The organism is Sinorhizobium mexicanum, from assembly GCF_013488225.1.
Taxonomy (GTDB): Bacteria; Pseudomonadota; Alphaproteobacteria; order Rhizobiales; family Rhizobiaceae; genus Sinorhizobium; species Sinorhizobium mexicanum.
Map to the genome: position 1 here is coordinate 300,711 of NZ_CP041238.1, position 24,860 is coordinate 325,570.

At 63.0% G+C, this 24,860-nt stretch carries 26 protein-coding genes and 1 other RNA gene; 18 read left to right on the forward strand and 9 right to left on the reverse strand.

Annotated features, from left to right (window positions below; genetic code table 11):
* Positions 1 to 45: 45 nt before the first annotated feature.
* On the forward strand, positions 46 to 246 hold the full coding sequence (locus FKV68_RS01325; protein WP_180939771.1) for a DUF2905 domain-containing protein: 201 nt from the start codon (positions 46 to 48) through the stop codon (positions 244 to 246).
* A 100-nt stretch (positions 247 to 346) separates the two neighbouring features.
* Here the strand turns inward: FKV68_RS01325 and FKV68_RS01330 are convergent, their stop codons facing one another.
* The 3 genes from FKV68_RS01330 to FKV68_RS01340 all read right to left on the reverse strand — a co-directional run bounded on the left by FKV68_RS01330 (position 347) and on the right by FKV68_RS01340 (position 1,479).
* Positions 347 to 679: an ArsR/SmtB family transcription factor gene (locus FKV68_RS01330; RefSeq protein ID WP_180939772.1), complete on the reverse strand. Its 333-nt coding sequence runs from the start codon at positions 677 to 679 to the stop codon at positions 347 to 349.
* Positions 666 to 1,103 carry an SRPBCC family protein gene (locus FKV68_RS01335; RefSeq protein WP_180939773.1) on the reverse strand — a complete coding sequence of 146 codons (438 nt, stop codon included), beginning with the start codon at positions 1,101 to 1,103 and terminating at the stop codon, positions 666 to 668. The genes FKV68_RS01330 and FKV68_RS01335 overlap by 14 nt, the downstream gene beginning before the upstream one ends.
* 100 nt (positions 1,104 to 1,203) lie before the next feature.
* The gene (locus tag FKV68_RS01340) at positions 1,204 to 1,479 is read right to left on the reverse strand and encodes a BON domain-containing protein (protein ID WP_180939774.1); all 276 of its coding nucleotides are present in this window, start codon (positions 1,477 to 1,479) and stop codon (positions 1,204 to 1,206) included.
* A gap of 150 nt (positions 1,480 to 1,629) precedes the next feature.
* Here FKV68_RS01340 and FKV68_RS01345 point away from each other — a divergent pair, with 150 nt between their 5' ends.
* A complete protein-coding gene (locus tag FKV68_RS01345) occupies positions 1,630 to 2,574 on the forward strand; it encodes an AEC family transporter (protein WP_180939775.1) in 945 nt (314 codons plus the stop codon).
* Positions 2,575 to 2,753: 179 nt separating this feature from the next.
* On the opposite strand, the gene FKV68_RS01350 is transcribed toward FKV68_RS01345, so the two are convergent.
* Positions 2,754 to 3,389: a c-type cytochrome gene (locus tag FKV68_RS01350; RefSeq protein ID WP_180939776.1), complete on the reverse strand. Its 636-nt coding sequence runs from the start codon at positions 3,387 to 3,389 to the stop codon at positions 2,754 to 2,756.
* Positions 3,390 to 3,545: 156 nt separating this feature from the next.
* Here FKV68_RS01350 and FKV68_RS01355 point away from each other — a divergent pair, with 156 nt between their 5' ends.
* The 3 genes from FKV68_RS01355 to FKV68_RS01365 all read left to right on the forward strand — a co-directional run bounded on the left by FKV68_RS01355 (position 3,546) and on the right by FKV68_RS01365 (position 5,479).
* A complete protein-coding gene (locus FKV68_RS01355; RefSeq protein ID WP_180939777.1) occupies positions 3,546 to 4,298 on the forward strand; it encodes a 3-deoxy-manno-octulosonate cytidylyltransferase in 753 nt (250 codons plus the stop codon).
* Between the two features lie 14 nt (positions 4,299 to 4,312).
* A complete protein-coding gene (locus FKV68_RS01360) occupies positions 4,313 to 5,167 on the forward strand; it encodes a prephenate dehydratase (RefSeq protein ID WP_180939778.1) in 855 nt (284 codons plus the stop codon).
* A 174-nt stretch (positions 5,168 to 5,341) separates the two neighbouring features.
* Complete coding sequence (locus FKV68_RS01365) at positions 5,342 to 5,479, forward strand: DUF1127 domain-containing protein (protein ID WP_180939779.1); 138 nt, start codon at positions 5,342 to 5,344, stop codon at positions 5,477 to 5,479.
* 210 nt (positions 5,480 to 5,689) lie between these two features.
* Here the strand turns inward: FKV68_RS01365 and FKV68_RS01370 are convergent, their stop codons facing one another.
* From FKV68_RS01370 to FKV68_RS01385, 4 genes are read right to left on the reverse strand one after another with little or no spacing between them, the layout of a single operon-like run.
* Complete coding sequence (locus FKV68_RS01370; protein ID WP_180939780.1) at positions 5,690 to 6,058, reverse strand: VOC family protein; 369 nt, start codon at positions 6,056 to 6,058, stop codon at positions 5,690 to 5,692.
* Between the two features lie 46 nt (positions 6,059 to 6,104).
* Positions 6,105 to 6,848, reverse strand: coding sequence for a helix-turn-helix transcriptional regulator (locus FKV68_RS01375; protein ID WP_180939781.1), 744 nt, complete (start codon positions 6,846 to 6,848; stop codon positions 6,105 to 6,107).
* 23 nt (positions 6,849 to 6,871) lie between these two features.
* Positions 6,872 to 7,852 (reverse strand): NAD(+) diphosphatase, encoded by a 981-nt coding sequence (nudC, locus tag FKV68_RS01380; protein ID WP_180939782.1) that lies wholly within the window; start codon positions 7,850 to 7,852, stop codon positions 6,872 to 6,874.
* A gap of 2 nt (positions 7,853 to 7,854) precedes the next feature.
* Positions 7,855 to 8,259 (reverse strand): HIT domain-containing protein, encoded by a 405-nt coding sequence (locus FKV68_RS01385; protein WP_180939783.1) that lies wholly within the window; start codon positions 8,257 to 8,259, stop codon positions 7,855 to 7,857.
* A 222-nt stretch (positions 8,260 to 8,481) separates the two neighbouring features.
* Between FKV68_RS01385 and ffs the strand changes: the two genes are divergently transcribed.
* From ffs to FKV68_RS01410, 5 genes are all read left to right on the forward strand, one after another.
* An RNA gene (gene ffs, locus FKV68_RS01390) (signal recognition particle sRNA small type) lies at positions 8,482 to 8,579 on the forward strand.
* Positions 8,580 to 8,634: 55 nt separating this feature from the next.
* A complete protein-coding gene (locus FKV68_RS01395) occupies positions 8,635 to 10,503 on the forward strand; it encodes a DNA polymerase III subunit gamma/tau (RefSeq protein WP_180939784.1) in 1,869 nt (622 codons plus the stop codon).
* A gap of 48 nt (positions 10,504 to 10,551) precedes the next feature.
* A complete protein-coding gene (locus tag FKV68_RS01400; protein ID WP_180939785.1) occupies positions 10,552 to 10,875 on the forward strand; it encodes a YbaB/EbfC family nucleoid-associated protein in 324 nt (107 codons plus the stop codon).
* 117 nt (positions 10,876 to 10,992) lie between these two features.
* Complete coding sequence (gene recR, locus FKV68_RS01405; protein ID WP_180939786.1) at positions 10,993 to 11,598, forward strand: recombination mediator RecR; 606 nt, start codon at positions 10,993 to 10,995, stop codon at positions 11,596 to 11,598.
* A gap of 14 nt (positions 11,599 to 11,612) precedes the next feature.
* On the forward strand, positions 11,613 to 12,851 hold the full coding sequence (locus FKV68_RS01410; RefSeq protein ID WP_180939787.1) for a lytic murein transglycosylase: 1,239 nt from the start codon (positions 11,613 to 11,615) through the stop codon (positions 12,849 to 12,851).
* A gap of 229 nt (positions 12,852 to 13,080) precedes the next feature.
* Here FKV68_RS01410 and FKV68_RS01415 read toward each other — a convergent pair whose 3' ends face one another.
* Positions 13,081 to 14,697 (reverse strand): MFS transporter, encoded by a 1,617-nt coding sequence (locus FKV68_RS01415; protein WP_180939788.1) that lies wholly within the window; start codon positions 14,695 to 14,697, stop codon positions 13,081 to 13,083.
* 266 nt (positions 14,698 to 14,963) lie between these two features.
* On the opposite strand from FKV68_RS01415, the gene rimP reads away from it, so the two are divergent.
* The 8 genes from rimP (at position 14,964) to rpsO (ending at position 24,855) form a co-directional block, all read left to right on the forward strand.
* The gene (gene rimP / locus FKV68_RS01420) at positions 14,964 to 15,581 is read left to right on the forward strand and encodes a ribosome maturation factor RimP (protein ID WP_180939789.1); all 618 of its coding nucleotides are present in this window, start codon (positions 14,964 to 14,966) and stop codon (positions 15,579 to 15,581) included.
* A 46-nt stretch (positions 15,582 to 15,627) separates the two neighbouring features.
* The gene (nusA, locus tag FKV68_RS01425) at positions 15,628 to 17,238 is read left to right on the forward strand and encodes a transcription termination factor NusA (RefSeq protein WP_180939790.1); all 1,611 of its coding nucleotides are present in this window, start codon (positions 15,628 to 15,630) and stop codon (positions 17,236 to 17,238) included.
* 5 nt (positions 17,239 to 17,243) lie between these two features.
* Positions 17,244 to 17,936, forward strand: a complete 693-nt coding sequence (locus FKV68_RS01430; protein WP_180939791.1) for an RNA-binding protein — start codon at positions 17,244 to 17,246, stop codon at positions 17,934 to 17,936.
* 105 nt (positions 17,937 to 18,041) lie between these two features.
* Positions 18,042 to 20,714, forward strand: a complete 2,673-nt coding sequence (gene infB / locus FKV68_RS01435; protein WP_180939792.1) for a translation initiation factor IF-2 — start codon at positions 18,042 to 18,044, stop codon at positions 20,712 to 20,714.
* Between the two features lie 182 nt (positions 20,715 to 20,896).
* Complete coding sequence (gene rbfA, locus FKV68_RS01440; protein WP_180939793.1) at positions 20,897 to 21,304, forward strand: 30S ribosome-binding factor RbfA; 408 nt, start codon at positions 20,897 to 20,899, stop codon at positions 21,302 to 21,304.
* 9 nt (positions 21,305 to 21,313) lie between these two features.
* Positions 21,314 to 22,249: a tRNA pseudouridine(55) synthase TruB gene (gene truB / locus FKV68_RS01445; RefSeq protein WP_180939794.1), complete on the forward strand. Its 936-nt coding sequence runs from the start codon at positions 21,314 to 21,316 to the stop codon at positions 22,247 to 22,249.
* Between the two features lie 347 nt (positions 22,250 to 22,596).
* Entirely contained in the window at positions 22,597 to 24,315 is a 1,719-nt protein-coding gene (locus FKV68_RS01450; protein WP_425347633.1) for a sensor histidine kinase, read from the forward strand.
* A 270-nt stretch (positions 24,316 to 24,585) separates the two neighbouring features.
* Positions 24,586 to 24,855 carry a 30S ribosomal protein S15 gene (gene rpsO / locus FKV68_RS01455; RefSeq protein ID WP_180939796.1) on the forward strand — a complete coding sequence of 90 codons (270 nt, stop codon included), beginning with the start codon at positions 24,586 to 24,588 and terminating at the stop codon, positions 24,853 to 24,855.
* The last annotated feature ends 5 nt before the right edge of the window (positions 24,856 to 24,860 follow it).

Sequence of the window (24,860 nt, forward strand, 5' to 3'; positions counted from 1 at the left end):
TCATGCCCGAAGGCTGAATCCGCAAAAACAGCGCATGCCTGTGCCATGTCCCGAGTTTTGATCATTGTCGGACTTGTTATCGTCGCGGTGGGCATTCTCTGGCCGTGGCTCACGCGCCTTGGCCTGGGCAGGCTGCCGGGTGATATTCTGATCGAGCGCGAGAATTTCACCATCTATATTCCGTTTACCACCGGGCTGCTTCTCAGCGTTGCGCTTTCGGCCATTCTCTGGATTCTCAATCGCTAAGCGGGAACGTTGCCGAACCTGCTCCGAAAGGGGGCGGCAGCGCGCGTCCGACGACAAGGATTCGGGAAGCCCTTGGGCTGGCCGGGGCTCCTTGCCGCACTCATCGTTCCACCAGCGCCTTGAGCCGCTCCAGTGCGTCGTCCCATTGCGCGGAAACTCTGTCGAGATACGACCTTGCCTCGGTGATCGGTTCAGGCCGGTAGCCGAACTGGCTTTCGCGGCCGACGCGGACGCTTTTGACAAGGCCGGCGCGTTCCAGCACGTGCAGATGCTTGGTCACGGCCTGCCGTGTCAGGTTCGTGTCGGCGGATAGAGTGGCGATCGATCGTGTCTGGCCATCGCTGAGCTTCGTCAGAAGCGAAAGCCGGGTTGGGTCGCCGAGGGCGGCGAAGATCTCGACCGGGCCGGGATCGGCAAGCTCAGGCTTCGACATAGGCCTTGATGTTTCCCGCCTGGATCTCCCATCCACCTTCGTTGCCACGCAAGGCCTCCATCCGGCGATCCTCCGGCAGCGTTTCGAAGCCGGATTCGATGATGGTCAGACGCGTGCCGTTCGCTGTCGGTTCGAGGCGGAATTCCACGAGCGTGGATGGGGATGTCGAAAGATCGGTATCCTCGCCGTGCGGCCACCGGAAGGAAAAGAGTGTCGGGGCCTCCATCCGCTCCGTCACCGACGTCCATTTGGTGCCCTCATGACCGGGGTACGTCATTTCCCCGGTTGTTTCCCCGCCGACGGCGAACGGTCCGTCGAGCCGCACCCGGAACCATTCGCCGAACGCTGTGTGGTCCGTCAGCGCATGCCAAACCTTTTCGATCGGAGCGTTGAGTTCGATACTCTTCGTGATGCGATCCGTCATGATGCAACCTCCTGGTTGCCAATATTCTTACAGGTCGAAACGAAAAAAGCAACCAAAAGGTTGCCTTTTGTATATTGGTGTCTCCGGGAGACGATTGCGCTCAGTCGGTTGATTCGTCCGGCCGTACCGTCAGTCGGTTTTCGACGCCCGAAACGCCAATCACCGAGGCAGCGGCCTCGCCGGCGCAGGCAATATCTGGCTCCTCGGCGACATTGCCGGAAAGCACGACCATTCCACCAAGCGCCATGACGGAAATTCCGCTCGTGTCCACGAAAGTGGCGTAGCGAATGAAGCGCAGCACCTTCTCGGCCAGATCGTCATCCGTCAGATGCGGATCGTCATCCCGATGCGAGTAGATCGATTTGTCTGTCGGCATCAGCGTTTCCTGATCGTCTTTCGAAAACGCTGCTGCTGACTGAAGGTTCCGCGGCGACGGCAAGCGTCCTCGCCGCCACGCTTCCTGCGATGTGCCCTTGCCACTGCCGATCGAACGGGTCTATGCCTCTGGCACCATCCAAGGCTTACCATGTCCGATATTTTCCTGAATGTTCTCCCGATCTTCGTCCTGATCCTGACCGGCTGGCTGGTCGTGAGGCTCGGCTATTTGAAACCGGCTGTCGGCGATGCGCTCGGCGATTTTGTCTTTCGTATCGCTGTGCCGGTCCTCTTGTTCCGCACGATTGCCGAAGCCGATTTCAAGGAGGGCTCGCCCTGGCCACTCTGGGTCGCCTATTTTTCCGGTGTTGCCGTTACCTGGACGGCCGGCCATCTGGCGGCGACCTTTGCCTTCGGGCGCGACGCGCGCGTCGGGGTGCTCGCAGGCGTGTCCTCGGCCTTCGCCAACACCGTGTTCATAGGGCTGCCGCTGGTTTCGCGTGTGGTCGGCGAGGACGGGCTGGTGGCGCTGTCGATCCTGCTCTCCGTCCATCTGCCCATCATGATGATCGCCGGCACCGTGCTGATGGAGCGTGCGGATCGAAAAACGAGCGGTAGACCAGGGCAAAGCCCGTTGAAGCTGCTTGCCGGCGTCGCGCGCAACCTCGTTCGCAATCCGCTGGTGATCGGTCTCGCCGTCGGTGCGCTCTTTCATCTTCTCGACCAGCCGCTTGGTGGCCCGGCGAAGGCTGTCGTCGATCAGATAGCAGGCACGGCGGCGCCGGCCGCGCTCGTGTCGATCGGCATGGCGCTCGACAAATACGGTCTGGCCGGAAACACCGGGCTTGCGGCCGTCACCAGCGCATTGAAGCTGCTTGTGCTCCCCGGCGTCGTCTTTGGTGCCTGTCATCTGCTGGGGCTCAACGACAGCTGGACGGCCGCGCTGGTGCTGACCTCCTCGGTGCCGACCGGCGTCAATGCCTGGCTGATCGCCAATCACTTCAATGTCGGCCATGCGCTCGCTTCCTCGACGATCACGCTAACGACGGCGCTGGGCGTGCTCAGCGTTTCGGCCTGGGCCTACCTGCTGATGTGACGACTTTATGTTTGCAGCAACGCGACGTGTTACAGCGTCCTTTGCGCGTCTGATAAGACGCGCGGCGCTGTAGAAACGAAAAACCCGGCCAGAGGCCGGGCTTCCAAATCAAAATCTCGCTTGGCGGCGTGGCCGCAATTCCGCACGGAAAACCGTCTCACGATTTTCCGGGAACTGCTTTAGTTCGCCGGTGCCGGCGCCGGGGCCTGGCCGTCCTGGGCAGCCTGCCCTTCTGTCGGCTTGGCTTCGCTGGAACCGCCCTCTGCCGGAAGCGGTGCCGGATTATCGGACTGTTCGCGCAGCCAGGCGAGCAGGTTGGCGCGTTCTTCCGCCTTCTTGAGGCCCGCGAAGCCCATCGCCGTGCCCGGGACATGCTTCTTCGGTGCTTCGAGGAAGAAGCTCAGGTGGTCAAAGTCCCATACGACCTTGCCGCCTTCCGAGAAGGTCTGCATCCCGGCGGAGTAGCTGAAGCCCTCATGCGAGGCGACCGGGCGATTGACGACGCCCCAGAGATTCGGGCCGACCTTGTTCGGTCCGCCTTTCTCGACGGTGTGACAGCTTGCGCATTTCTTGAAGACAGCCTCGCCGGCGGCCGGATCGGCCTTGGCGAGCAGCGGGGCGATCGGCTCGGACGTCGCCTGTTCGCCGCCACCGGCCTCGCCGCCTTCGCCCGCGGTTTCCTCGGCGACAATGGTGAAGCCCGGCTTCTCGGGAGCTTCGGAATGGAAAATGCCTTCCGATGCAATGGATACAGACATCAGAACGAAGACCGTACCCAGCAAGGCACCCACGCCCATGTTCACATATGAATTCATCTGCAAACGCTCCCTTTGCCACCGGCGTCAACAAAAACCCGGCCCATCTTGAAATCGCGCGGAACCTATGTCTTTTGGCTCTGCGTTGCAACAGAGATTATCGACGCTGAAGTGAGACTTTTTGACACTTTCAGCAGGGTTTTTTAGGGCTAGATGATGAATCACGGAAATTCTGGCAAAGCTCTCGTGCTCATACCGGCGCGGATGGCGTCAACACGCCTGCCCGGCAAGCCGCTCGCCGACATTTGCGGCCTGCCGATGATCGTGCAGGTGGCCAGACGGGCGGCCGAGGCGGATGTCGGCCGAATCGTCGTCGCCGTCGACGATCGCGACGTCTTCGAAGCGGTCAGCGATGCCGGTTTCGAGGCGATCATGACGCGGGTCGACCATCAGTCGGGTTCGGATCGCATCCATGAAGCCCTGCTGAAGGCGGATCCTCACGGCGAAGCCGAGATCGTGATCAACGTCCAGGGCGACCTGCCGACGATCGAGCCCGGACCGATCCGCGCGGCGCTGAGGCCGCTCGAGAACGTCGCGACCGATATCGCGACGCTGACTGTCGAAATCACCGACGAACACGAGAAGACCAACCCCAATGTCGTGAAGGTCGTGGGCTCTCCGCTTTCCGAGACCCGCCTGCGCGCACTTTATTTCACCCGCGCCACCGCACCGCACGGCGCCGGGGCGCTCTATCACCACATCGGTCTCTATGCCTATCGGCGCAAGGCGCTTGAAACCTTCGTCTCGCTGAAGCCATCGGTGCTTGAAAAGCGCGAGTCGCTTGAGCAGTTGCGGGCGCTCGAAGCCGGGATGCGCATCGACGTCGAGATCGTCAACTCGGTGCCCCTCGGCGTCGATACGCCCGAGGATCTTGAAAAGGCCCGTCGCATTCTCTCCGTGAAAGCCTGAGAAGGAAGTCGAAAGTGACCGTCAAGACCAACAGGATCTCCTTCCAGGGCGACTTCGGCGCCAATTCCGACATGGCCTGCCGCGACATGTTCCCGTCGATGGAGCCGCTGCCATGCCAGACCTTCGAGGATGCCTTTGTGGCGGTGGAGAACGGCGATGCCGATCTCGCCATGATCCCGATCGAAAACACGATCGCCGGGCGCGTCGCCGATATCCATCACCTGCTGCCGGAGTCGCGCCTGCACATTGTCGGCGAATATTTCATGCCGATACGCTTTCAGTTGATGGTGCTGCCCGGCGTCTCGCATGACGAGATCCGCACCGTGCACAGCCATATCCATGCGCTGGGCCAATGCCGCAAGATCGTTCGCGCCAATGGCTGGAAGCCGGTGGTGGCGGGCGACACGGCTGGTGCGGCCAAGCTCGTCCAGGAAACGGGCGACCGCTCCATGGCGGCGCTCGCCCCGCGCCTTGCAGCCGACCTCTACGGACTCGACATCATCGCCGAAAATGTCGAGGACACGGATAGCAACGTCACGCGCTTCGTCGTGCTTTCGCGCGAAGAGCAGCGGATTACCCGGTCCTCCGACGACGAACTGATCATCACCACCTTCGTCTTCAACGTGCGCAACATTCCGGCCGCGCTCTACAAGGCCATGGGCGGCTTCGCCACCAATGGCATCAACATGACGAAGCTCGAGAGCTATCAGCTCGGCGGCAAGTTCGTCGCAACCCAGTTTTATGCCGATATCGAAGGTCACCCGGACGATACGTCGGTCCGCCACGCGATGGACGAACTGCGCTTTTTCTCGGAGAAGGTGCGCATCCTGGGTACCTACCGGGCCCATCCCATGCGCGGCGTCCTCTGAGCGAGGCGCGCGTCTTGACTAGACGCGCAAAGGACGCTGTGCCGCAACGAAGAAGATGGCCAGATTTCGTTAACTGGCTATTCGTTTAGCGCATGCCTAATCTGCAATCATGGAACTACTTAAATCTTAGGCAAATGCCTATCTGACACCCGTGAAAGATATGGAGTGTCAAAGATGAAGATCCGCCAGAAGATCATGGAATACGCAAAGTTGCGCCGCGCTGTCCGCGAGCTGAACGCTCTCGACGATCACGTGCTGAGCGACATCGGTATTTCCCGTTCTCAGATCCAGGCCGCCGTTTTCGGCCGCTAATACAAAGGTCGCGCCCAAACATCGGGCGGCGCCACTGCATGATTCCTCAAATCGGAACCGATTTCAGGTCAAAATCATGCAGCGATTCAAAAATGCTACAGCGACCCTTTGCGCATAAGAATGCGCGGCGCTGTAGAGTCTTCCACACCCCGCCGACTTCTCGCGCGGGGTGTGAGTGTTTTTATACCCCAAGGATCGCCGTGCGATTCATCATTCGTCGTACAGACAGACCCTCAGGCGGTGCCCATCCGGATCGAGCGCGACGAATGTCGGTCCGAAATCCATTTTCGTCAGTTCCTGCGCGATCGGCAGGCCCATTGCCTGCCATTCATCGTAGTGGGTGCGTACTGCCTCTTCACCTTCAACCATGAAAGCCAGCTCCGAGCGGTTGCCCTCGACCGATGGGGCAGGTGCGACCGAATTCTGCGCCCAGAGCCCGAGTGTAAAGCCGCCGGACAGCTCGAACGAGGAGAAGCTCGGAAAGGCGACCATGGGCTCCTTGCCCAACAGCTTGCGATAGAATTCGACACTTGCCAGCGGATCGGCGACATAGAGGACGATAAGATTGGGTTTTGGCATGAACGGTCTCCTTTTTGCGAGGCCGTCAGGCTAGGGCGAGTTGCTGTCAATTTTTGTCAGCAGCAACTTTCGCGCTCGTGATATCAGCCGCTTCCGCACCCTCCACACAGGCAGCTCTCTCCTGCGCTGAGCGCCAGTCCTTGAGCAGGGCCTGGCGACGGCGCGGATAGCGCGCGTCCTGCATGGCCGCTTCGGCGATGCGATCCGTGCGGAAGTGGCGAAAGTCCTGCCTGAGCTCGCACCAGGCGACCAGCACGCGCACCTGTTCGAAGAAGCCGAGCGCAAAGGGCCAGACGGTGCGGCGGCTGTCGCGCCCGTCGTTGTCCCTATAGCGCATATCGAGCTTTCGCTCGCCGCGGATAGCCTTGCGCAGCAGGCCGAGATCGATGCCTTCGGCGATCGGTTGGCGCGATCCGACGAGAAGGGGCGAAGCGTCGAGAGTTGCGCGCAGATCCGGCGGCAGCACGGAAGCGATCTTGGCGAGCGCGTCGGCGGCCGCCATTGCGAGGCGGTTGTCGCCACGTTTCGCCACCCAGCGCGAGCCGAGCACCAGCGCTTCGACCTCTTCCTCCGAGAACATCATCGGCGGCAGCATGAAACCAGGCCTCAGAACATAGCCGAGGCCCGGCTCCCCTTCGATATGGGCGCCCTGGGCCTGCAGGCTGGCGATGTCCCGGTAGAGCGTTCTGAGGCTGACGCCGGTCTCTTCGGCCAGGCGTCGACCGCTCACCGGCTGCCGGTGGCGTCTCAGCACCTGCAAGAGATCGAGCAAGCGCTCTGACCGGGACATGGCTACTTTCTCTCCGCGCGGGATCAGCTGCGCTCGGGCCAGGCCAGCCAGTCGCGCATCAACTGGTGGGCAATCGCCCCTTTCGGTGGCGGAATGTGCTCGTCTCCGGTGTCGGCGATGCCGGTCGTGCGTTCCAGCATCGCTTCGGTCTCCGCGCGCGTGAACCAGCGCACGTCTTCAAGCTCCTGTTCGTCGCGCTTGATGACGGTCGACTTGGCTTCCGCGTAGCAGCCGATCATCAGGGTATGCGGCAGCGGCCAGGGTTGCGAGGCATGATAGCGGACCCGACCAATGCGGATGGCCGATTCTTCCTGCGTTTCCCGGCGCACGGCGTTTTCGATCGTCTCTCCCGGTTCGACGAAGCCCGCGAGGCAGGAATACATGCCCGGCGCGAAATGGTGGCTGCGGCCGAGCAGGCAGAGATCGCGCTCAAGATCGATCGTCAGCATGATGACGACGGGGTCGGTGCGGGGAAAGACCATGTGGTTGCATGCTGTGCACACGCGCCGGTAACCGCCCGCCGCACCGTCCATCGGCCCGCCACAGCGGCCGCAGAAGCGGTTGTTGGCGTTCCAGACGATCAGGCTGGAGCCTTGCGCAAACTGGCCGAGCAAATCTTCCGGCAGCATCTGTTGGCGGTAGAGCGTTCGCGCGTCGGCGATCTTGAACGGCTCGGGCAGGTTCTCTTCCGTGAGCCCCGACGGCACGGCAAGGCGCGGCTCGCCGTTCGGCAGGTAACCGAGCAGGATCGCCTCGTCGAGCGTGGGTTCGAGGCCTTCGAGCTCATAGGGTGCGAACAGCGGGTCGATGATCTTCTCGTCGTGCTTGACGATCAGCTTCGCGCCGGAAAAGGCGAGGAAGTGTGCGCCCGGATGCCTCGACGCCACCTCGACGCAATCGTCGGGACGGTGCTCGGATTGGCGGTCCAGGTGATTTTCCGCAAAGGCAACGAGGGTGCTCGGCTCCGGATGCGGGCTTCGAAGGTCAAAGATCGATTTCGTCATCTTCAGAGATTTTCCAGAATACGTGCTGCGAATGCCTGCTGCTCGCCCTCCGGCCACGGCTCGGCCTTGCCGAAGCCCCACACCGGTCCCGGCCAGTTTGGATCACCTTCCCGGCGGGCTATGATATGCACATGAAGCTGGCGGACGATATTGCCGAGCGCGCCGATATTGATCTTGTCGGCGGCGGTGACCTTCTTGAGTGCGGCCGCCACCATGTTGGTCTCGAAGGTTAGCATCGTCTGGTCGAGCGGCGTCAGCTCGAAAATCTCGGAAATGTCCGGGCGCTGGGGAATGAGGATCAGCCAAGGCCAACGGCGGTCGTTCATCAGCCGCAACTGGCACAGCCCGATCGAGGCGATCGGGATGCCGTCGCGCTGAAGCCGCTCGTCGAGAGGGAAGGTCGTCAACAAAGTCTCCTCTTCAGGAGCGGGATGAGGAAAAGTGTGTTCGGTTTTCCGCCCGCATCCCGCTCTAACTCTTTAGAATCGATCACATTTACGATTCTTGGATCGATTCGTCTCAAGAATCATCGTGATCCAACGCGCGGATTCGCCTTGTTTTGCATATCGATACCAGTTTTTTGACGCCTTGGCTTGCATTTGCTTGCGATATTGCCGATATGGAGGCCGGGAGGTTGGTGGTGGACGAGCCACTCGCCAACCGGGTCAGGTCCGGAAGGAAGCAGCCCTAACGAGCCCCGGCACGGGTCATCGTGCCAGCCTCCCACCTTATCTTCGTATCTCCGTCCTGTCGGGACAAGAGTTCGAGCAGCGGCAGGGTCGATGAGCGACGAAACGTCCATTTCATTCGAACAGAAGCCAGCCGCCTACCGTGTTCTGGCGCGTAAATATAGGCCCAAGGACTTCTCCGACCTCATGGTCGGGCAGGAGCCTATGGTGCGCACGCTCACCAATGCCTTCGAGACCGGCCGCATCGCGCAGGCCTACATGCTGACGGGCGTCCGCGGCGTCGGCAAGACGACGACGGCCCGTATCCTGGCGCGCGCGCTCAATTACAAAACTGCCGAGATTGACAAGCCGACGATCGACCTGCGTGTGCCGGGCGAGCACTGCCAGGCGATCATGGACGGCCGCCATGTCGACGTGATCGAGATGGACGCCGCATCGCACACCGGCATCGACGACATCCGCGAGATCATCGAGCAGGTGCGCTATCGCCCGGTTTCCGCCCGCTACAAGGTCTATATCATCGACGAAGTGCACATGCTCTCGACGCAGGCCTTCAACGGGCTGCTGAAGACGCTCGAGGAGCCACCGGAGCATGTGAAGTTCATCTTCGCGACGACCGAAATCCGTAAGGTTCCGATTACCGTCCTGTCGCGCTGCCAGCGCTTCGACCTGCGCCGCATCGGCGCGTCGGACCTCGTCGGTCTCTTCTCCACCATTCTCGCCAAGGAAGGCGTGCCTTTCGATCCGGAGGCGCTGGCGATGGTCGCGCGCGCCGCAGAAGGTTCGGCACGTGATGGCCTGTCGCTGCTCGACCAGGCGATCGCCCACGGCGGCGGCTCGGTCGAGCTTGAAACCGTGCGCTCGATGCTCGGGCTGGCCGACCGCGCCCGCATCGTCGATCTGTTCGAGCATGTAGTCAAAGGCGACGTGACGGCGGCGCTTCAGGAGTTCGCCGCGCAATACGAGGCAGGCGCCAATCCGACGGTGGTGCTGACCGACCTTGCCGACTTCACCCATCTCGTCACGCGGATGAAATATGTTCCGGACGCGGCGAACGACCAGTCGCTGAGCGAGATCGAGCGTGTGCGCGGCGCTGAATTCGCCGGCAATGTCGCGGTGACCGCTCTTTCGCGCATCTGGCAGATGCTCTTGAAGGGCATCCCGGAGGCGGAAAGCTCTTCCCGCCCTGCGGGTGCAGCAGAAATGGTCCTGATCAGGCTCGCTCATGCCGCCCATCTGCCGTCGCCGGAAGACGCTGCAAGGCGGCTGTTGGAGCTTGCCGACGGCGAGGGGGGTGCCGGTCGCCTGGCGCCGCGCAGCAATGGTGGCGGATATCAGGCCCAGGCCGGACAGTTCACGCAGGCGCGTTCCGTCGAAGCAGCGCCCCCCGTTCAGAGGTCCTCGAACAACGGCGCAACCATGCTGCGTGCCGTGCCGGATGCCGCGCCTCAGCCGATGACCGTCGGCCGCATCGAGGAACGGCCTGCACCGGCCCCTGCTGCGAAGCCGGAGCCAAAGGTTCCGGTCAACTCGATCAGCGATATCGCCGATCTCTGCGGAAAGAACAGGGACATCAAGCTGAAGACGCTCGTGCGCGGCTTCCTGAGGCTCGTGCATATCGAGTCTGGCCGCCTGGACGTCAACGTGTCCGACGATGCGCCGAAGACGCTTCTTGGCGAACTCGCCGTCAAGCTCAAGGAATGGACCGGCATTCACTGGGTTGTCAGCTACAGCCGAGAACCGGGCGAGCCGACACTTGTCGAGGCCGAGCAGCGCGCGCAGGAGCAGCGGGTCAACGACGCCCGCCAGGATCCGGACGTGGCGGCAATCCTCGCGCGCTTTCCGGGCGCCAGGATCACCGACGTGCGCATCCGCGCGACGGAGCAGGAAACCGAAGCCGTGGCTCCGGCAGCGGCCGAATCGGAAGACGGCGATATCGTCCCCGGCGACGACATCGAATAGCCCGCTGACAGGCTTCTTGGAAGAGATTGCGAAAGACAGGAGACGACGATGCGCGACATCATGGGCATGATGGGCAAGGTCAAGGAAATGCAGGCCAAGATGGAGAAGATGCAGGCGGAGATCGCCGCGCTCGAAGTCGACGGCACCTCCGGCGGCGGCCTCGTCACCGTCCGTCTCGACGGCAAGGGCCACATGAAGAGCCTGAAGATCGATCCCTCGCTCTTCAAGGAAGACGATGTCGAAATCCTCGAAGACCTGATCGTTGCCGCGCACAAGGACGCCAAGGACAAGGCGGAAGCCGTGCAGGCGGAAAAGACCCGCGAACTGACGGCAGGCCTGCCGATCCCGCCCGGCATGAAGCTGCCGTTCTGATTAAGCGGGCTCCACCGAGCCATCGGCGCCAGTTTCTCCTGCGGTCGCTGCGATCACCGTGCGCTGATCGGCGTCAAAGCGATTCCGTTTGCCGATGAATTGAGCTAAAAGCCCGGCATGGCAAAGCGAGTCACCGGCCCCGAAATCGAAAAACTCATCCAGCTCCTGGCGAAGGTGCCGGGCCTCGGCCCCCGTTCCGCCCGGCGCGCCGCGCTGCACCTCGTCAAGAAGAAGGAGCAACTGCTCGGTCCGCTTGCGGACGCGATGGGCGAGGCGCATCGCAAGGTCCGCATCTGCTCTTGCTGCGGCAATGTCGACACGATCGACCCCTGCACGGTGTGCACGGACGAACGGCGCGACCAGTCCGTGATCATCGTCGTCGAAGATGTAGCCGACCTCTGGGCGTTGGAGCGCGCCGGCGCGATGAACGCCGCCTATCACGTGCTCGGCGGCACGCTGTCACCGCTCGACGGTGTTGGGCCTGACGACCTCAACATCAAGGGCCTGGTCGATCGCGTCGCCAAGGGCGGCGTGCGCGAGCTGATCATCGCGGTCAATGCGACGGTCGAGGGGCAGACGACGGCGCATTACATCACCGACCAGCTCGAAGGCATGGCGGTGAAAATCACTCGCCTCGCCCACGGCGTTCCGGTCGGAGGCGAACTCGATTACCTTGACGAAGGCACGTTGACGGCCGCGCTGAGGGCACGCACGACGATCTGACGCTAGGAAGCCAGATGCTGAAACTCCTTTCTGCCTTGATCCTCTTTCTGACCGCCTTTACCGGTCTTTCCCTCGCCGCCACCAAGGCCGATGTCGAAAGCCAGTTCCGCCAGTGGCTGCAGAGCGATCTCTGGCCCGAGGCGCAGAAATCCGGCATCTCGGCCGCGTCCTTCAAGGCGGCCTTTGCCGATGTGAAGCTCAATTGGGATCTGCCCGACCTTGCGCCTCCCGGCTTTCCCAAGGCGAAGGAGCGCAAGCAGAGCCAGGCGGAGTTTTCATCGCCCGGTTCCTATTTTTCCGAGAAGCGGCTGCAGGGATTGGCGGCGACCGGCCGGAGCCTCGCCTCTGCCCACGCCTCGACCTTGAAGCGCATCGAAAGAACGTACGGCGTTCCCGGGCCGATCGTGCTCGCCATCTGGGGCCGGGAATCCGGGTTCGGCCGGGCGAAGATCCCGCACCCGATCATGGACGTCCTGGCGACCAAGGCCTTCATGTCGACGCGGCCCGAGCTTTTCCGGCGCGAACTGATCGCCGCGCTCCACATTCTCGATAGCGGCGACGTGCGCGAGGCGGAGATGCGCGGCTCCTGGGCCGGCGCCATGGGCCAGCCGCAGTTCCTGCCGTCGAGCTTCCTGAAGTATGCCGTGGATTTCGACGGCGACGGCCGCCGCGACATCTGGAATTCGGTGCCGGACAGTCTGGCTTCGATCGCCAATTATCTCTCGCAGAAGGGCTGGCACGCTGGCCGCGACTGGGGTTTTGAAGTCTTGATCCCCGAGGGTGTTTCCTGCGCACAGGAAGGCCCGGATCTTGCCAGACCGATTGCCGACTGGGCCGGCATGGGGATCGGGCGCATCTCCGGCAAGGGTTTCCCGTCGGTGGAACGCTCGGCATCCGGCATGATGCTGGTGCCGGCCGGAGTGCATGGACCGCAGTTCATCGTCACGCCGAACTTCTACGTGATCAAGGAATACAACAATTCGGATCTCTACGCGCTTTTCATCGGCAACCTCGCCGATCGCATCGCGTCGGGCGGCGGCGCCTTCCGGGGCGAGTGGGGCGATGTCGGAAACATGCTGCGTTCCGACGTGCTGGCGATGCAGAAGGCGCTCGTCTCCAAGGGCTACGATGTCGGCAAGGTCGATGGCCTGCCGGGCTACAAGACGCGCCGGTCGCTCGGCGACTGGCAGGCGAAGAACGGCCTGTCCGCCACCTGCTTCCCGGCCGCCTCGCTGAAGGCGAAGCTGCGGTGATCCTCGACTGAGTGGGTTTTGCATCCGCCCCTCATCCGCCTGCCGGCACCTTCTCCCCGCAAGCGGGGCGAAGGGACACGCGGCGACGCCTCGTGCCCCCTCGACCGATCCGATACAGAGAGGGCACAGCTTCCTCCAGTCCCCTCTCCCCGCATGCGGGGAGAGGGTTAGGGTGAGGGCAAACACGCGTCCTGCGCGGGGATGAGGCGCGACCGGGTCGGGCCACCTCTCAATGCATCTCGGCGGGCTGCTTGTAGCGTTCGTAGTGCTCCGGAACGATGGTCTGCCGCTCGATCATCCGGTGGACGCGCGGCGGTTGCTCGCCGCGGTGGAGCGCCGTCAGCTTGTCGCCGACCGCCGCATCGGCCTGGGTGCGCCGCTGGTTGTGACGGACATATTCCACCCAGGTCGGCACATGGTAGCTCTCGGTCCAGGTCGTCGGGTTTTCGAGGTCGCGCATCAGTGCCCAATGTCCCGCGCCGTCGCGGATGCGGATGCGGCGCCGTTCCGCCATCGTCGCCAGGAATTCGGGGATGTCGGGTTCGTGGATCTCGTAGTCGATCATGATGACGATCGGGCCGCTGCGCGGCTTGAGATCGAGCTCGAGCGGCGGCTCGGCGAAACGGTTGAGCGGGTCGAGGTTCAGCGACTCGAATTCCGGCAGCGCGAAACGCAAGCCGACGGCCGCTCCGGCGAGCATGAGAAGACAGGAGCCGATGAGGGCGTTGGCGGCTCCGTATTGTTCGGCGGCAGCGCCCCATAGCCAGCTGCCGCCGGCGATGCCGCCGAAGGTCATGGTCTGGTAGAGGGACAGTGCCCGGCCGACCACCCAGCGCGGAGTGGAGAGCTGAACCGTGGTGTTGAACAGCGCCAGCGCCAGCACCCAGCAGGCGCCGGATACGGTGAGGGCAAGCGAGGTCAGCCAGGCCTCGGTGCTGATCGCCGTAACAGCCGCACTCGTGGCAAAGCCGGCGAAAGCGCAGCGCACGACCGACTCGCTCGAGAGGCGTTCCCGGAGCCGGGCGCTCAGCAGCGCGCCGCCGATCGCGCCGAGGCCGAAGGCGCCGAGCATGATGCCGTAGGTGAGCGGGCCGCCGCGGACGAGATCGCGGGCGACAAGCGGCAGCAGCGCAAGGATGGCGCTGGCCGACAGGCCGAAGACGAAACCGCGCAGGAGCACCTTGCCGATGTTCGGCGACATCACGACATAGCGAAGGCCGGCCGAAACCGCGCGCCCGAGGGTTTCGCGCGGCAAGGGGCTTTCCGGAATTTCCCGTCTCCAGCGGAAAAGGGCGAAGAGGATCGCGAAATAGCTGAGTGTATTGACTGCGAAGGCCGCGGCGGCGCCCGCGGCCGCGACGATCGCACCGCCGATTGCCGGGCCGACGCTGCGCGTCATGTTGAACCCCATGCTGTTCAGCGCCACCGCCGCCGGCAGGTCGTCGCGCGGCACCATGTCGCCGACCGAAGCCTGCCATGACGGGTTGTTGAGTGCCGTTCCGCAGCCGATCAGGAAGGTAAAGAGCAGAAGCAGCCACGGCGTGATCAGGCCGAAATAGGCGCAGACCGTCAAGATGGCCGAGACGCTCAGCATGAAACTCTGTGCGACGAGCATGATCCGTCGCCGGTCGAAATTGTCGGCAAGCGCACCCGACACCAGCGAGAAAAGCATGATCGGCAGCGCGGTGGAGGCCTGCACCAGTGCCACCATGTTCACCGACTGCGAGATGGAGGTCATCAGCCAGGCGGCGCCCACTGCCTGGATCAGTCCCCCGAAATTGGACGCAAGGCTGGCGATCCAGATGATCCGGAACGTCTCGTGTTTGAAGGGGGACAGGGGCGACATGCGGCTCGTCACCTTCTCTTTCGTTGATCAATGCGAAGCGGACGCTTCCTTATAGACTTCGAATTGTGGCACGCCATCTACTGAAATTGACGATTCGACATGAAAGCGGTCCGCTCTGCGTCGCCACTTCTCGGGCCGCGGCTGCGAGCCTTGCAATTTGCGGCGATGAAGCGTATATGAGCCTCAAATTCTTGATCGGTAGATGAAGAGTGGGCCCGTCAGGACCCGCTCTTTTTTATTAGCCGGTCCGATGAGGAGACGATCGTTTGTCCGATAAGACAACGGCTGAAGACACAAATGAACCGCGGCTGATCACCGAAACCGGTCTCGATCAGCGCATTGCCGACATCATCGAGCCAGTGCTCGTGCAGATGGGCTTCCGCCTCGTGCGCGTGCGCATGTCCGGCCAGAACGGCTTGACGCTGCAGATCATGACGGAGCGCAACGACGGCACCATGACCGTCGAGGATTGCGAAGAGGTTTCCAAGGCCATTTCGCCCGTCCTCGATGTGGAAGATCCGATCGACAAGGCGTATCATCTCGAAGTGTCGTCGCCGGGTATCGACCGCCCGATGGTGCGCAAGTCCGATTTCTTCCGCTGGCAGGGCCATCTGATGAAATGCGAGACTTCGGTGATGGTCGACGGCCGCAAGCGGTTTCGCGGCAAGATCGTGTCGGTGGACGAAGACGGCTTCCGGCTCGAGCGGGACCAGCCCGCCTACGGTGAGGAAGCGGTTGTCGCGATCCCGTTCACGGCGCTTTCGGATGCCAGGCTGATCCTGACCGACGACCTGATCCGCGATGCGTTGACGGCCGACAAGAAGGCGAAGGCCGCGCGCGCCGCCAACGAGAATTTCGAAGACGAAGATTCACCTATCGAATAAGGCAGGGCGTGCTTCAAAGGCCCCTGCAACCAGACGGAGACAAGATATGGCAGTCAGTGCTAACCGGCTCGAACTTCTGCAGATCGCAGATGCTGTGGCACGCGAAAAGGTGATCGACCGCGAGATCGTTCTGGCCGCTATGGCGGATGCGATCCAGAAGGCGGCTCGCTCGCGTTATGGCTCGGAATCGAACATTCGCGCGGACATCAATTCGAAGACCGGCGAAATCCGTCTGCAGCGCCTTCTGGAAGTGGTCGACAAGGCTGACGATTATTCGACGCAGATCCCGCTGGAGCTTGCGCGCGATCGCAATCCCGACGCCAAGATCGGCGATTTCATCGCGGATCCGCTGCCGCCGATGGATTTCGGCCGTATCGCAGCGCAGTCGGCCAAGCAGGTAATCGTGCAGAAGGTCCGCGAGGCCGAGCGTGACCGCCAGTACGAGGAGTTCAAGGATCGCGTCGGCGAGATCGTCAACGGCACCGTGAAGCGCGTCGAATACGGCAATGTCATCGTCGACCTCGGCCGTGGTGAAGGCATCATCCGCCGCGACGAGATGATCCCGCGTGAAAACATGCGCTACGGCGATCGCGTTCGCGCCTTTGTCTACGATGTCCGCCGTGAACAGCGCGGGCCGCAGATCTTCCTGTCGCGCACGCATCCGCAGTTCATGGTCAAGCTCTTCACCATGGAAGTGCCGGAAATCTACGACGGCATCATTCAGATCAAGTCGGTGGCCCGCGACCCGGGCTCGCGCGCCAAGATCGCCGTCGTCTCCAACGACTCGTCGATCGATCCGGTCGGCGCCTGCGTCGGTATGCGCGGCTCCCGCGTTCAGGCCGTCGTCGGCGAGCTTCAGGGCGAGAAGATCGACATCATTCCGTGGTCGCAGGATCCGGCCTCCTTCATCGTGAACGCCCTGCAGCCGGCGGAAGTCGCCAAGGTCGTTCTCGACGAGGATGCCGAGCGTATCGAAGTGGTGGTTCCGGATGAGCAGCTTTCGCTCGCCATCGGCCGCCGCGGCCAGAACGTCCGCCTCGCCTCGCAACTGACCGGCTGGGATATCGATATCCTCACCGAGCAGGAGGAAAGCGAGCGCCGTCAGAAGGAATTCAACGAGCGGACCCAGCTTTTCATGGAGGCGCTCGACGTCGACGAGATGGTCGGCCAGGTGCTCGCCTCCGAAGGCTTTGCCCAGGTCGAGGAACTCGCCTATGTCGATCTCGACGAAATCTCGTCGATCGACGGCTTTGACGAAGAGACCGCGACCGAGATCCAGACCCGCGCCCGCGAGTACCTCGACAAGATCGAGGCCGAGATGGACGCCAAGCGCAAGGAACTCGGCGTTGCCGATGAACTGCGCACGATCAACGGGCTGACCAGCCAGATGCTGGTTGCGCTCGGCGAAGAGGGTATCAAGACCGTCGAGGACTTCGCCGGTTGCGCCGCCGACGATCTCGTCGGCTGGACCGAGCGCAAGGACGGCGAGACCAAGCGCTTCGAGGGCATCTTCTCGAAGTTCGAGGTGACCCGTGAAGAGGCCGAGGCGATGATCGTCCAGGCGCGTCTGGCTGCCGGCTGGATCACCGAAGAAGATCTGGCAACCGAGACGGAAGAACCGATCGAGGTCGCCGAAGGCGCCGAGCAGGACGCCTGATCACGATGATAGCGGAAACCGATGCTAATACCCTGCCTTCGGACAAGGGTCCGAAGGACCGGAGCGGCAGCACCCGGACCTGCATCGTCAGTCGCGAGAGCGGTTCGCCGGACGAGTTGGTCCGCTTCGTTGCTGCTCCTGACGGACGCGTCGTGCCGGACCTGAAGCGACAGCTTCCCGGGCGCGGATGCTGGATCAAGGCGGAGCGGGTGCTTGTCGAGAAGGCGGCGGCGAAGAAGCTTTTTGCCCGTGCCCTCAAGGCCGACGTCACGGCCGACGCGGCACTGGCGGACGACGTCGACAGGCTGCTTGCCGAGCAGCTTGCCGGAATGATGAACATGGCGCGCAAGGCCGGCCAGTTCATTACCGGGGCGACGAAGACGGAACAGGCGGTGCGTGGCCTTGCGGCGCTCGCCGTCTTCCACGCCATCGATGCGGCCGCCGACGGTGTCCGCAAGATCGACCAGGCTCGCAAGGCGATGAGTTTCGTCGCCGATGATGAAAAGGAAATAGCCGCCTTCCGCCCCTTCACGGCGGCGGAAATGGATGGGCTTTTGGGAAGTAATGCTTTTATCCATGCCGCAGCGCTTGCAGGGCAGGCGGGTGAGGGTGTAGTGAAGCGCGCAATCATGCTCGAAAAGTACCGAGGATCCGTCCCGGTCCGGGCCGAAGGCGGCGCTGGCAAGCCACAGCAATGATACGCATCACCGGCAAGGGCCGGCATCGCGAGCATTGTTTGAGACAATTTGGAAGACAGGGTCAGGTGTTTCGCATCCGGCCCTGATCGCTAGGAACGGAACGGAATGACCGACAACAAAGACGACAAGACACTCAGCGTAGCGGGCAAGAAGACGCTGACCCTGAAACCCTCCGGGGTTCAGCAGGGGACAGTGCGTCAGGACATGGGCCGCGGCCGCACCAAGGCGGTTGTGGTTGAAACCAAGAAGCGGCGCCATTCCCGTCCTGAAGACGAGCGGCCAGTCACGCCCATGAACACGTCGCCGGCAGCGCGTGCGCCGGAGCAGCGCCCCATGCCACCGCAGCCGTCCGGCCGCCCCGCGCCGCAGCCGCAACCGCATCAGCCGCGCCAGGAGCAGAACCGTCCGCGCGGCGGCGTGGTTCTCAACGATCTGTCCGCTGGTGAGATGGAAGCCCGCCGTCGCGCCCTGGCGGAAGCTCAGATCCGCGAGGCCGAGGAAGCCAAGCGCCGCGTCGAAGAGGAAGCTCGCCGTCGGCGCGAAGAAGAAGAGCGTGCCGCACGCGAACGGGAAGAGGCCGCGCGCCGTGCCGCCGAAGAGGCAGCACGTCCGGTGGTCGTCGGCGAAAAGGTCGAGGAAGAGCGGCCGGCCGCGGCTGCGCCCGCCGTCACCGCGGAACGCCGCCCCGACACACGCCCGCAACCGCCGCGCCCGGCTCCCGCTCCGGCCGCCCCGCAGGCGCCGGGCGCCGCCGCCTTGCGCGGCCGCCGCGCCGGTGAGGACGAAGAGGACGATCGCGGTGCGCGCGGCGCCGGCCCCGCCCGCGGCAAGGTCACGCGCCCGGAACCGGCGAAGCCTGTCACCCGTCCGAAGGGCGATGACGGCCGTCGCCAGGGCAAGCTCACCCTGACTGCCGCCGTCGACGAGGACGGCGGTCAGCGCGGACGCTCGCTCTCGGCCATGCGTCGCCGGCAGGAAAAGTTCAAGCGCAGCCAGATGCAGGAGACCCGCGAGAAGATTTCGCGCGAAGTCGTTCTGCCGGAGACCATCACGATCCAGGAACTGTCGCAGCGCATGTCCGAACGCGCGGTCGACGTCATCAAGTTCCTGATGAAGGAAGGTCAGATGATGAAGCCGGGCGACCTGATCGATGCCGATCTCGCCGAACTCATCGCTGGCGAATTCGGCCACACGGTCAAGCGCGTCTCGGAGTCGGATGTCGAAGAGGGCATCTTCAACATCGCCGACACCGAAGAGACCATGGAGCCGCGTCCGCCGATCGTCACGATCATGGGTCACGTCGACCACGGCAAGACGTCGCTGCTCGATGCGATCCGCCACGCCAACGTGGTTGCCGGCGAAGCCGGTGGCATCACCCAGCACATCGGTGCCTATCAGGTCGAGCAGAACGGCCAGAAGATCACCTTCATCGACACCCCCGGCCACGCCGCCTTCACGGCGATGCGTGCCCGTGGTGCCCAGGCGACGGATATCGCCGTCCTCGTCGTGGCCGCCGATGACAGCGTGATGCCGCAGACGATCGAGTCGATCAACCACGCCAAGGCGGCCAACGTGCCGATCATCGTGGCGATCAACAAGATCGACAAGCCGACGGCGAACCCGCAGAAGGTCCGCACCGAGCTGCTGCAGCACGAAGTCTTCGTCGAATCGATGGGCGGTGAAGTTCTCGACGTCGAAGTCTCGGCGAAGAACCATACCAACCTCGACAAGCTGCTCGAGGCGATCCTGCTGCAGGCCGAAATCCTCGACCTGAAGGCCAATTCGAACCGGACGGCCGAAGGTACGGTGGTGGAAGCCGAGCTCGATCGCGGCCGCGGTGCGGTTGCGACCATTCTCGTCCAGAAGGGTACGCTCACGCCCGGCCAGATCATCGTCGCCGGCGACCAGTGGGGTCGCGTGCGCGCACTCGTCAACGACAAGGGCGAGCATGTGAAGTCCGCAGGCCCGTCGACCCCTGTCGAAGTCCTCGGCCTGTCCGGCACGCCGGCGGCCGGCGACAAGTTCGCGGTCGTCGAGAACGAAGGCCGTGCGCGCGAGATTTCCGAATATCGCCAGCGGCTTGCTCGTGAAAAGATGGTTGCGCGCCAGTCCGGCTCGCGCGGTTCGCTCGAGCAGATGATGAGCCAGCTCCATGCTTCCGGCATGAAGGAGTTCCCGCTGGTCATCAAGGGCGACGTGCAGGGCTCGATCGAAGCGATTGCCGGCGCTCTCGAAAAGCTCGGAACCGACGAGGTTCGGGCGCGCGTCGTGCATTCGGGTGCGGGTGGTATCACCGAGTCGGATATCTCGCTCGCCGAAGCCTCGAACGCCGCGATCATCGGCTTCAACGTCCGTGCCAACAAGCAGGCGCGCGATGCGGCCGAGCGTGCCGGTATCGAAATCCGCTACTACAACATCATCTACGACCTGGTGGATGACGTGAAAGCGGCGATGTCCGGTCTGCTGTCGCCCGAACGGCGCGAGACCTTCCTCGGCAATGCCGAGATCCTGGAGGTGTTCAACATCACCAAGGTCGGCAAGGTCGCGGGTTGCCGCGTCACCGAGGGCAAGGTGGAGCGTGGCGTCGGTGTCCGTCTCGTGCGCGACAACGTCGTCATCCACGAGGGCAAGCTCAAGACGCTCAAGCGCTTCAAGGACGAAGTTTCGGAAGTCCAGGCCGGCCAGGAATGCGGTATGGCCTTCGAGAACTACGAGGACATCCGCGCCGGCGACACGATCGAGTGCTTCCGCGTCGAACACATCACGCGCACACTCTGATATCTGTCCGGTTGGAGATTGTGCGAGCGCCGGCTCCTGTTCGGCGCTCGCACTTTTTGAAGCGGGATGAGAAAAGCGTGAGCGGTCGGCCGCCCGTGTCCCGCGTTTCATTTGAAATCGATCCCGTCGGTGATTTTGAGCGGATTCAATCCAAGATCACGACGTGATCCGAGGTAAGCACGATGACCAAATCCACATCCTCCGCTCCGTCCCAGCGCATGCTGCGCGTCGGTGAACAGGTGCGCGCCGCGATCACGCAGGTCCTGCAGCGTGGCGACGTGCGCGATCCGCTGATCGAGAACACGGTGATCTCCATTTCGGAAGTGCGCATGTCGCCTGATCTCAAGATCGCTACCGCCTATGTGACGCCGCTTGGTCTCAAGGATCACGCCTCGGTCATCGAGGCACTGAACAGGCATGCAAAATTCATCCGCGGGCGGCTCGGGCCGCAGCTCCGGCAGATGAAATACATGCCCGACGTCCGTTTCAGGGACGATACGAGCTTCGACAACTATCAGAAGATCGACGCCCTGTTGCGCTCGCCGGAGGTTAGCCGCGACCTCGATTCCGATACCGACGACGAAGAATAAGAAAGACCCATGTCCAAACCGCGCAAACCCAAGGGTCGCCCGATCTCGGGCTGGCTTATTCTCGACAAGCCGCTCGATTTCGGTTCCACCGAGGCTGTTTCCAAGATCAAGTGGCTGTTCAAGGCGCAGAAGGCGGGCCACGCCGGCACGCTCGATCCGCTCGCCTCCGGCATGCTGCCGATCGCTCTTGGCGACGCGACGAAAACCGTCCCCTACGTCATGGATGGGCGCAAGATCTACGAGTTCACCGTCGCCTGGGGCGAGGAGCGGGCGACGGACGATCTCGAGGGCGAAGTCGTCCGCGCGTCCGCGGAACGGCCGACGGAAGAGGCTATCCGCACCCTGCTGCCGAAATATACCGGTGTTATCAGCCAGGTGCCGCCGCAATTCTCGGCGATCAAGATCGACGGCGAACGCGCATACGATCTCGCCCGTGACGGGGAGGCGGTGGAGATTCCGGCCCGCGAGGTGGAGGTCTTCCGGCTCTCCCTGATCGGATGCACGCCGCATCTCGCGCATTTCGAGATCGAATGCGGCAAGGGAACCTATGTTCGCTCGCTTGCCCGCGACATGGGCCGCGATCTCGGCTGTTTCGGGCATATCGCCTCGCTGCGCCGCACTTTTGTGGCGCCCTTCGGCGAGGATGACATGGTGCCGCTTTCCGACCTCGTCGCGCTGGAGAAGATCGAGGACGATGCCGAGCGGCTCGCCGCTTTGGATGACTTCCTGATCGAGACGGGCGAGGCTCTTTCCGGCCTGCCGCACATCGCAGTCAACGATGATCAGGCGCATCGCCTCAAGATGGGCAATCCGATCATCCTGCGTGGCCGCGAGGCACCATTGCCCGCTCCCGAAGCCTATGCGACGGCGCGCGGCAAGCTCGTGGCGATCGGCGAGATCGCCGAAGGCGAATTCCGGCCGAAGCGCGTGTTCGCCACGTCTTGATCCACCCGCAGCAATGTCTATTTTCCTAAATCCTACCCGATTTAGGTATAAAAACATGCAGCAAATCAAGTGCTGCAGCGTCCTCCGCACGTCTGAAAGGACGGACCGCACTGCAGGGCGGTTTGCGTTTGGCGAAACCCTGACGCATGATCTCGGGTGGCGATTCGATCTGTTCGGATACGGCCATTCGCGGCAATCGAGGCCAATCCGAGATCGCGATTTCGCCATGCACGCCAACCCGTGGCGGTTGTGCGGGCCGACGCGCAAGGAGCGCACGGGACCTCGTGTCAGCGTTGGCCACCGGCGGCGCGGCGACAGACGGGGAAAGGCGGGCCCGGGTGACTGGAGTGCCAGAGAAGGACCACGGAGAAGCTTCGCGCGGCGGCTTGCAGGCTGCAGCAGCCTTCGTTCGGGACCGTCTCCGCCGACCGTTCAGCTTCTACCTGATCTCGCTGCTGCTGGTGGCGATCATTCCTTCCTTCATCTTCTCATTTGTCATCCTGAAACGCAGCGTGGATGCGCAGGAGCAGGTCGTGACTTCGCTCCTGAAGGCTTCGACCGGTTCCGTGACGCGCATTGTCGAGCGCGAGGTCGAAGGCATGCTGACGACGCTCAAGGTTCTTTCGACTTCGAACGCGATCGAACTGCGCGACATGCGCGCGTTTTACAATCGCGCTTCGGTCGCCCTGGCGGACACCGATTCCAATCTGATCGTCATAGACAGGAGCCAAAACCAGAGACTGAACACCCGTCTCCCCTTCGGTGCGCCGCTTGGACGGGCATCCGATCCGGAATCGATCGAGCTCGCCTTCAAGAACAAGGGCCCGCTCGTCTCGGGCGTGTTTTTCGACAACACCGACGGAAGATGGGCCTTCAATGTCTATCTTCCGGTCAGGCTGCCGACCGGGGAGAGCTATCTGTTGGCCCTGACGCAGAACGCCGATGGGATGGCGAAGGCCGTCAATCGCGACACGCTGTCGCCGGGCTGGAATGCGGCACTTGTGGATGGCAGCGGCAAGGTGATCGTGTCTTCCGATGCGGCGGTCAAGCCGGGTGCTGCCTTCTTCCTCGATAAGCTGCCGGCGATCAGCATCGGCGTCGCCAACATCAGCGAAAACGGCGCGGACTATCGCGTCGCGACGGAGTTTTCCGTGGTGACCGGCTGGCGCATCGTCGCCTGGGCGCCGCGCGCGGTCGTCGATGCGCCGATATTGTGGTCGTTCCTCTGGCTGTCGCTTGGCGGCATCATCTTCGCAAGTCTCGCCGTCGCGGGTTCACTCACCATCGCCCGCCTGCTCTCGCAGGGGGTGAAGCTACTTGCCATGGACGCGCGCCGTCTCGGTGCCGGCGAGCCGATCAAGCCGCGTCGCTACATGATCACCGAGGTCGAGGACGTATCGAGCGCGTTTGCCCGGGCGGCTGCCGCTCGCACCAAGGCCGAAGGGGAAATCCACTTTCTGATGAGAGAGGTCGCGCACCGCTCAAAGAACCAGCTCACGGTCATTCAGTCGATGTTGAACCAATCCGCGTCTTCCACCGGGAGCGCTTCGGAATTCGCTGAAGCCTTTCGAAAGCGGATCGCCGGGCTTGCCCGGTCGACCGACCTGATGGTCGCCAATGCCGCACTCGGCGTCGATTTTCGTGAACTCGCGCAGGGCCAGTTGCAACCCTTTGCTCCCGATGACCCGCAGCGCGTCGTCCTTAGCGGTCCGGCCGTACGGCTGGAAACACAGGTGGCGCAGATGCTCGGCATGGCGCTGCATGAGCTCGCGACCAACGCGACCAAGCACGGCGCACTCGCCAACGCGACCGGTGTCATCAGGCTCGACTGGTCGGTATACGATGGAATGATCGCCATTCGGTGGCGCGAAGAGGGAGCGGATATCGCTGCGCCGCCCGAACAAGCTTCGGGGCGAACGGGCTTCGGAACGGTCGTGCTCGAGCGCATGCTCGGCATGGCGCTCGGGGCCGAGCTCGAAAGGACGATGCACCCGGACGGCATCGAATGGACCATCCGAATTCCGCGCGGCGGCAGAGGCGACGCGCCGGCCGAAACCGGAAGTTGACGGCGCAACACGCGGACGCCGACGCTTTTCAAAGGCTTGCTGGATAGCACTCCCAGTTCCTGGAAAACGGGGAGCGCGCCCTCATCCAACCGGCAATTGAGGCGCGGCGCGTGGCTTCCGGACGCCCGGTTCCATGACCCTTTCCTTTTCGATCCATTTCGTTTATAGGCACGCCAGCGAAAGGCACTGCCTCTTCGTATGAACGGCCGCGGCTGGACGACATCCCGGCTGCCGGCGACCCCGAAATCCTCGAAACGAAAGGATCGTCCGATGTCGATTACTGTAGAGCGCAAGGCTCAGCTCATCAAGGAATTCGCGACCGCTGAAGGCGATACCGGTTCTCCGGAAGTCCAGGTTGCGCTCCTGACGGAGCGGATCAACAACCTGACCGAACACTTCAAGGGCCACAAGAAGGACAACCATTCCCGCCGTGGTCTTCTCGCGATGGTTTCCAGCCGTCGTTCGCTCCTCGACTATCTGAAGAAGAAAGACGAAGCGCGTTACACCAAGCTGATCGGTGCCCTGGGCATCCGTCGCTAAACGAC

What these genes read in the sequence shown, in the direction of transcription:
- infB (WP_180939792.1), top strand. Translation starts at nt 18,042, where the DNA reads ATGACCGACAACAAAGACGACAAGACACTCAGCGTAGCGGGCAAGAAG.
- rpsO (WP_180939796.1), top strand. Translation starts at nt 24,586, where the DNA reads ATGTCGATTACTGTAGAGCGCAAGGCTCAGCTCATCAAGGAATTCGCG.
- FKV68_RS01340 (WP_180939774.1), bottom strand. Translation starts at nt 1,479, where the DNA reads ATGCCGACAGACAAATCGATCTACTCGCATCGGGATGACGATCCGCAT.
- FKV68_RS01375 (WP_180939781.1), bottom strand. Translation starts at nt 6,848, where the DNA reads ATGTCCCGGTCAGAGCGCTTGCTCGATCTCTTGCAGGTGCTGAGACGC.
- FKV68_RS01430 (WP_180939791.1), top strand. Translation starts at nt 17,244, where the DNA reads ATGATAGCGGAAACCGATGCTAATACCCTGCCTTCGGACAAGGGTCCG.
- nusA (WP_180939790.1), top strand. Translation starts at nt 15,628, where the DNA reads ATGGCAGTCAGTGCTAACCGGCTCGAACTTCTGCAGATCGCAGATGCT.
- FKV68_RS01410 (WP_180939787.1), top strand. Translation starts at nt 11,613, where the DNA reads ATGCTGAAACTCCTTTCTGCCTTGATCCTCTTTCTGACCGCCTTTACC.
- FKV68_RS01335 (WP_180939773.1), bottom strand. Translation starts at nt 1,103, where the DNA reads ATGACGGATCGCATCACGAAGAGTATCGAACTCAACGCTCCGATCGAA.
- FKV68_RS01365 (WP_180939779.1), top strand. Translation starts at nt 5,342, where the DNA reads ATGAAGATCCGCCAGAAGATCATGGAATACGCAAAGTTGCGCCGCGCT.
- FKV68_RS01400 (WP_180939785.1), top strand. Translation starts at nt 10,552, where the DNA reads ATGCGCGACATCATGGGCATGATGGGCAAGGTCAAGGAAATGCAGGCC.
- FKV68_RS01330 (WP_180939772.1), bottom strand. Translation starts at nt 679, where the DNA reads ATGTCGAAGCCTGAGCTTGCCGATCCCGGCCCGGTCGAGATCTTCGCC.
- rbfA (WP_180939793.1), top strand. Translation starts at nt 20,897, where the DNA reads ATGACCAAATCCACATCCTCCGCTCCGTCCCAGCGCATGCTGCGCGTC.
- FKV68_RS01345 (WP_180939775.1), top strand. Translation starts at nt 1,630, where the DNA reads ATGTCCGATATTTTCCTGAATGTTCTCCCGATCTTCGTCCTGATCCTG.
- truB (WP_180939794.1), top strand. Translation starts at nt 21,314, where the DNA reads ATGTCCAAACCGCGCAAACCCAAGGGTCGCCCGATCTCGGGCTGGCTT.
- FKV68_RS01395 (WP_180939784.1), top strand. Translation starts at nt 8,635, where the DNA reads ATGAGCGACGAAACGTCCATTTCATTCGAACAGAAGCCAGCCGCCTAC.
- FKV68_RS01355 (WP_180939777.1), top strand. Translation starts at nt 3,546, where the DNA reads ATGAATCACGGAAATTCTGGCAAAGCTCTCGTGCTCATACCGGCGCGG.
- FKV68_RS01350 (WP_180939776.1), bottom strand. Translation starts at nt 3,389, where the DNA reads ATGAATTCATATGTGAACATGGGCGTGGGTGCCTTGCTGGGTACGGTC.
- FKV68_RS01370 (WP_180939780.1), bottom strand. Translation starts at nt 6,058, where the DNA reads ATGCCAAAACCCAATCTTATCGTCCTCTATGTCGCCGATCCGCTGGCA.
- recR (WP_180939786.1), top strand. Translation starts at nt 10,993, where the DNA reads ATGGCAAAGCGAGTCACCGGCCCCGAAATCGAAAAACTCATCCAGCTC.
- FKV68_RS01325 (WP_180939771.1), top strand. Translation starts at nt 46, where the DNA reads ATGTCCCGAGTTTTGATCATTGTCGGACTTGTTATCGTCGCGGTGGGC.
- nudC (WP_180939782.1), bottom strand. Translation starts at nt 7,852, where the DNA reads ATGACGAAATCGATCTTTGACCTTCGAAGCCCGCATCCGGAGCCGAGC.
- FKV68_RS01415 (WP_180939788.1), bottom strand. Translation starts at nt 14,697, where the DNA reads ATGTCGCCCCTGTCCCCCTTCAAACACGAGACGTTCCGGATCATCTGG.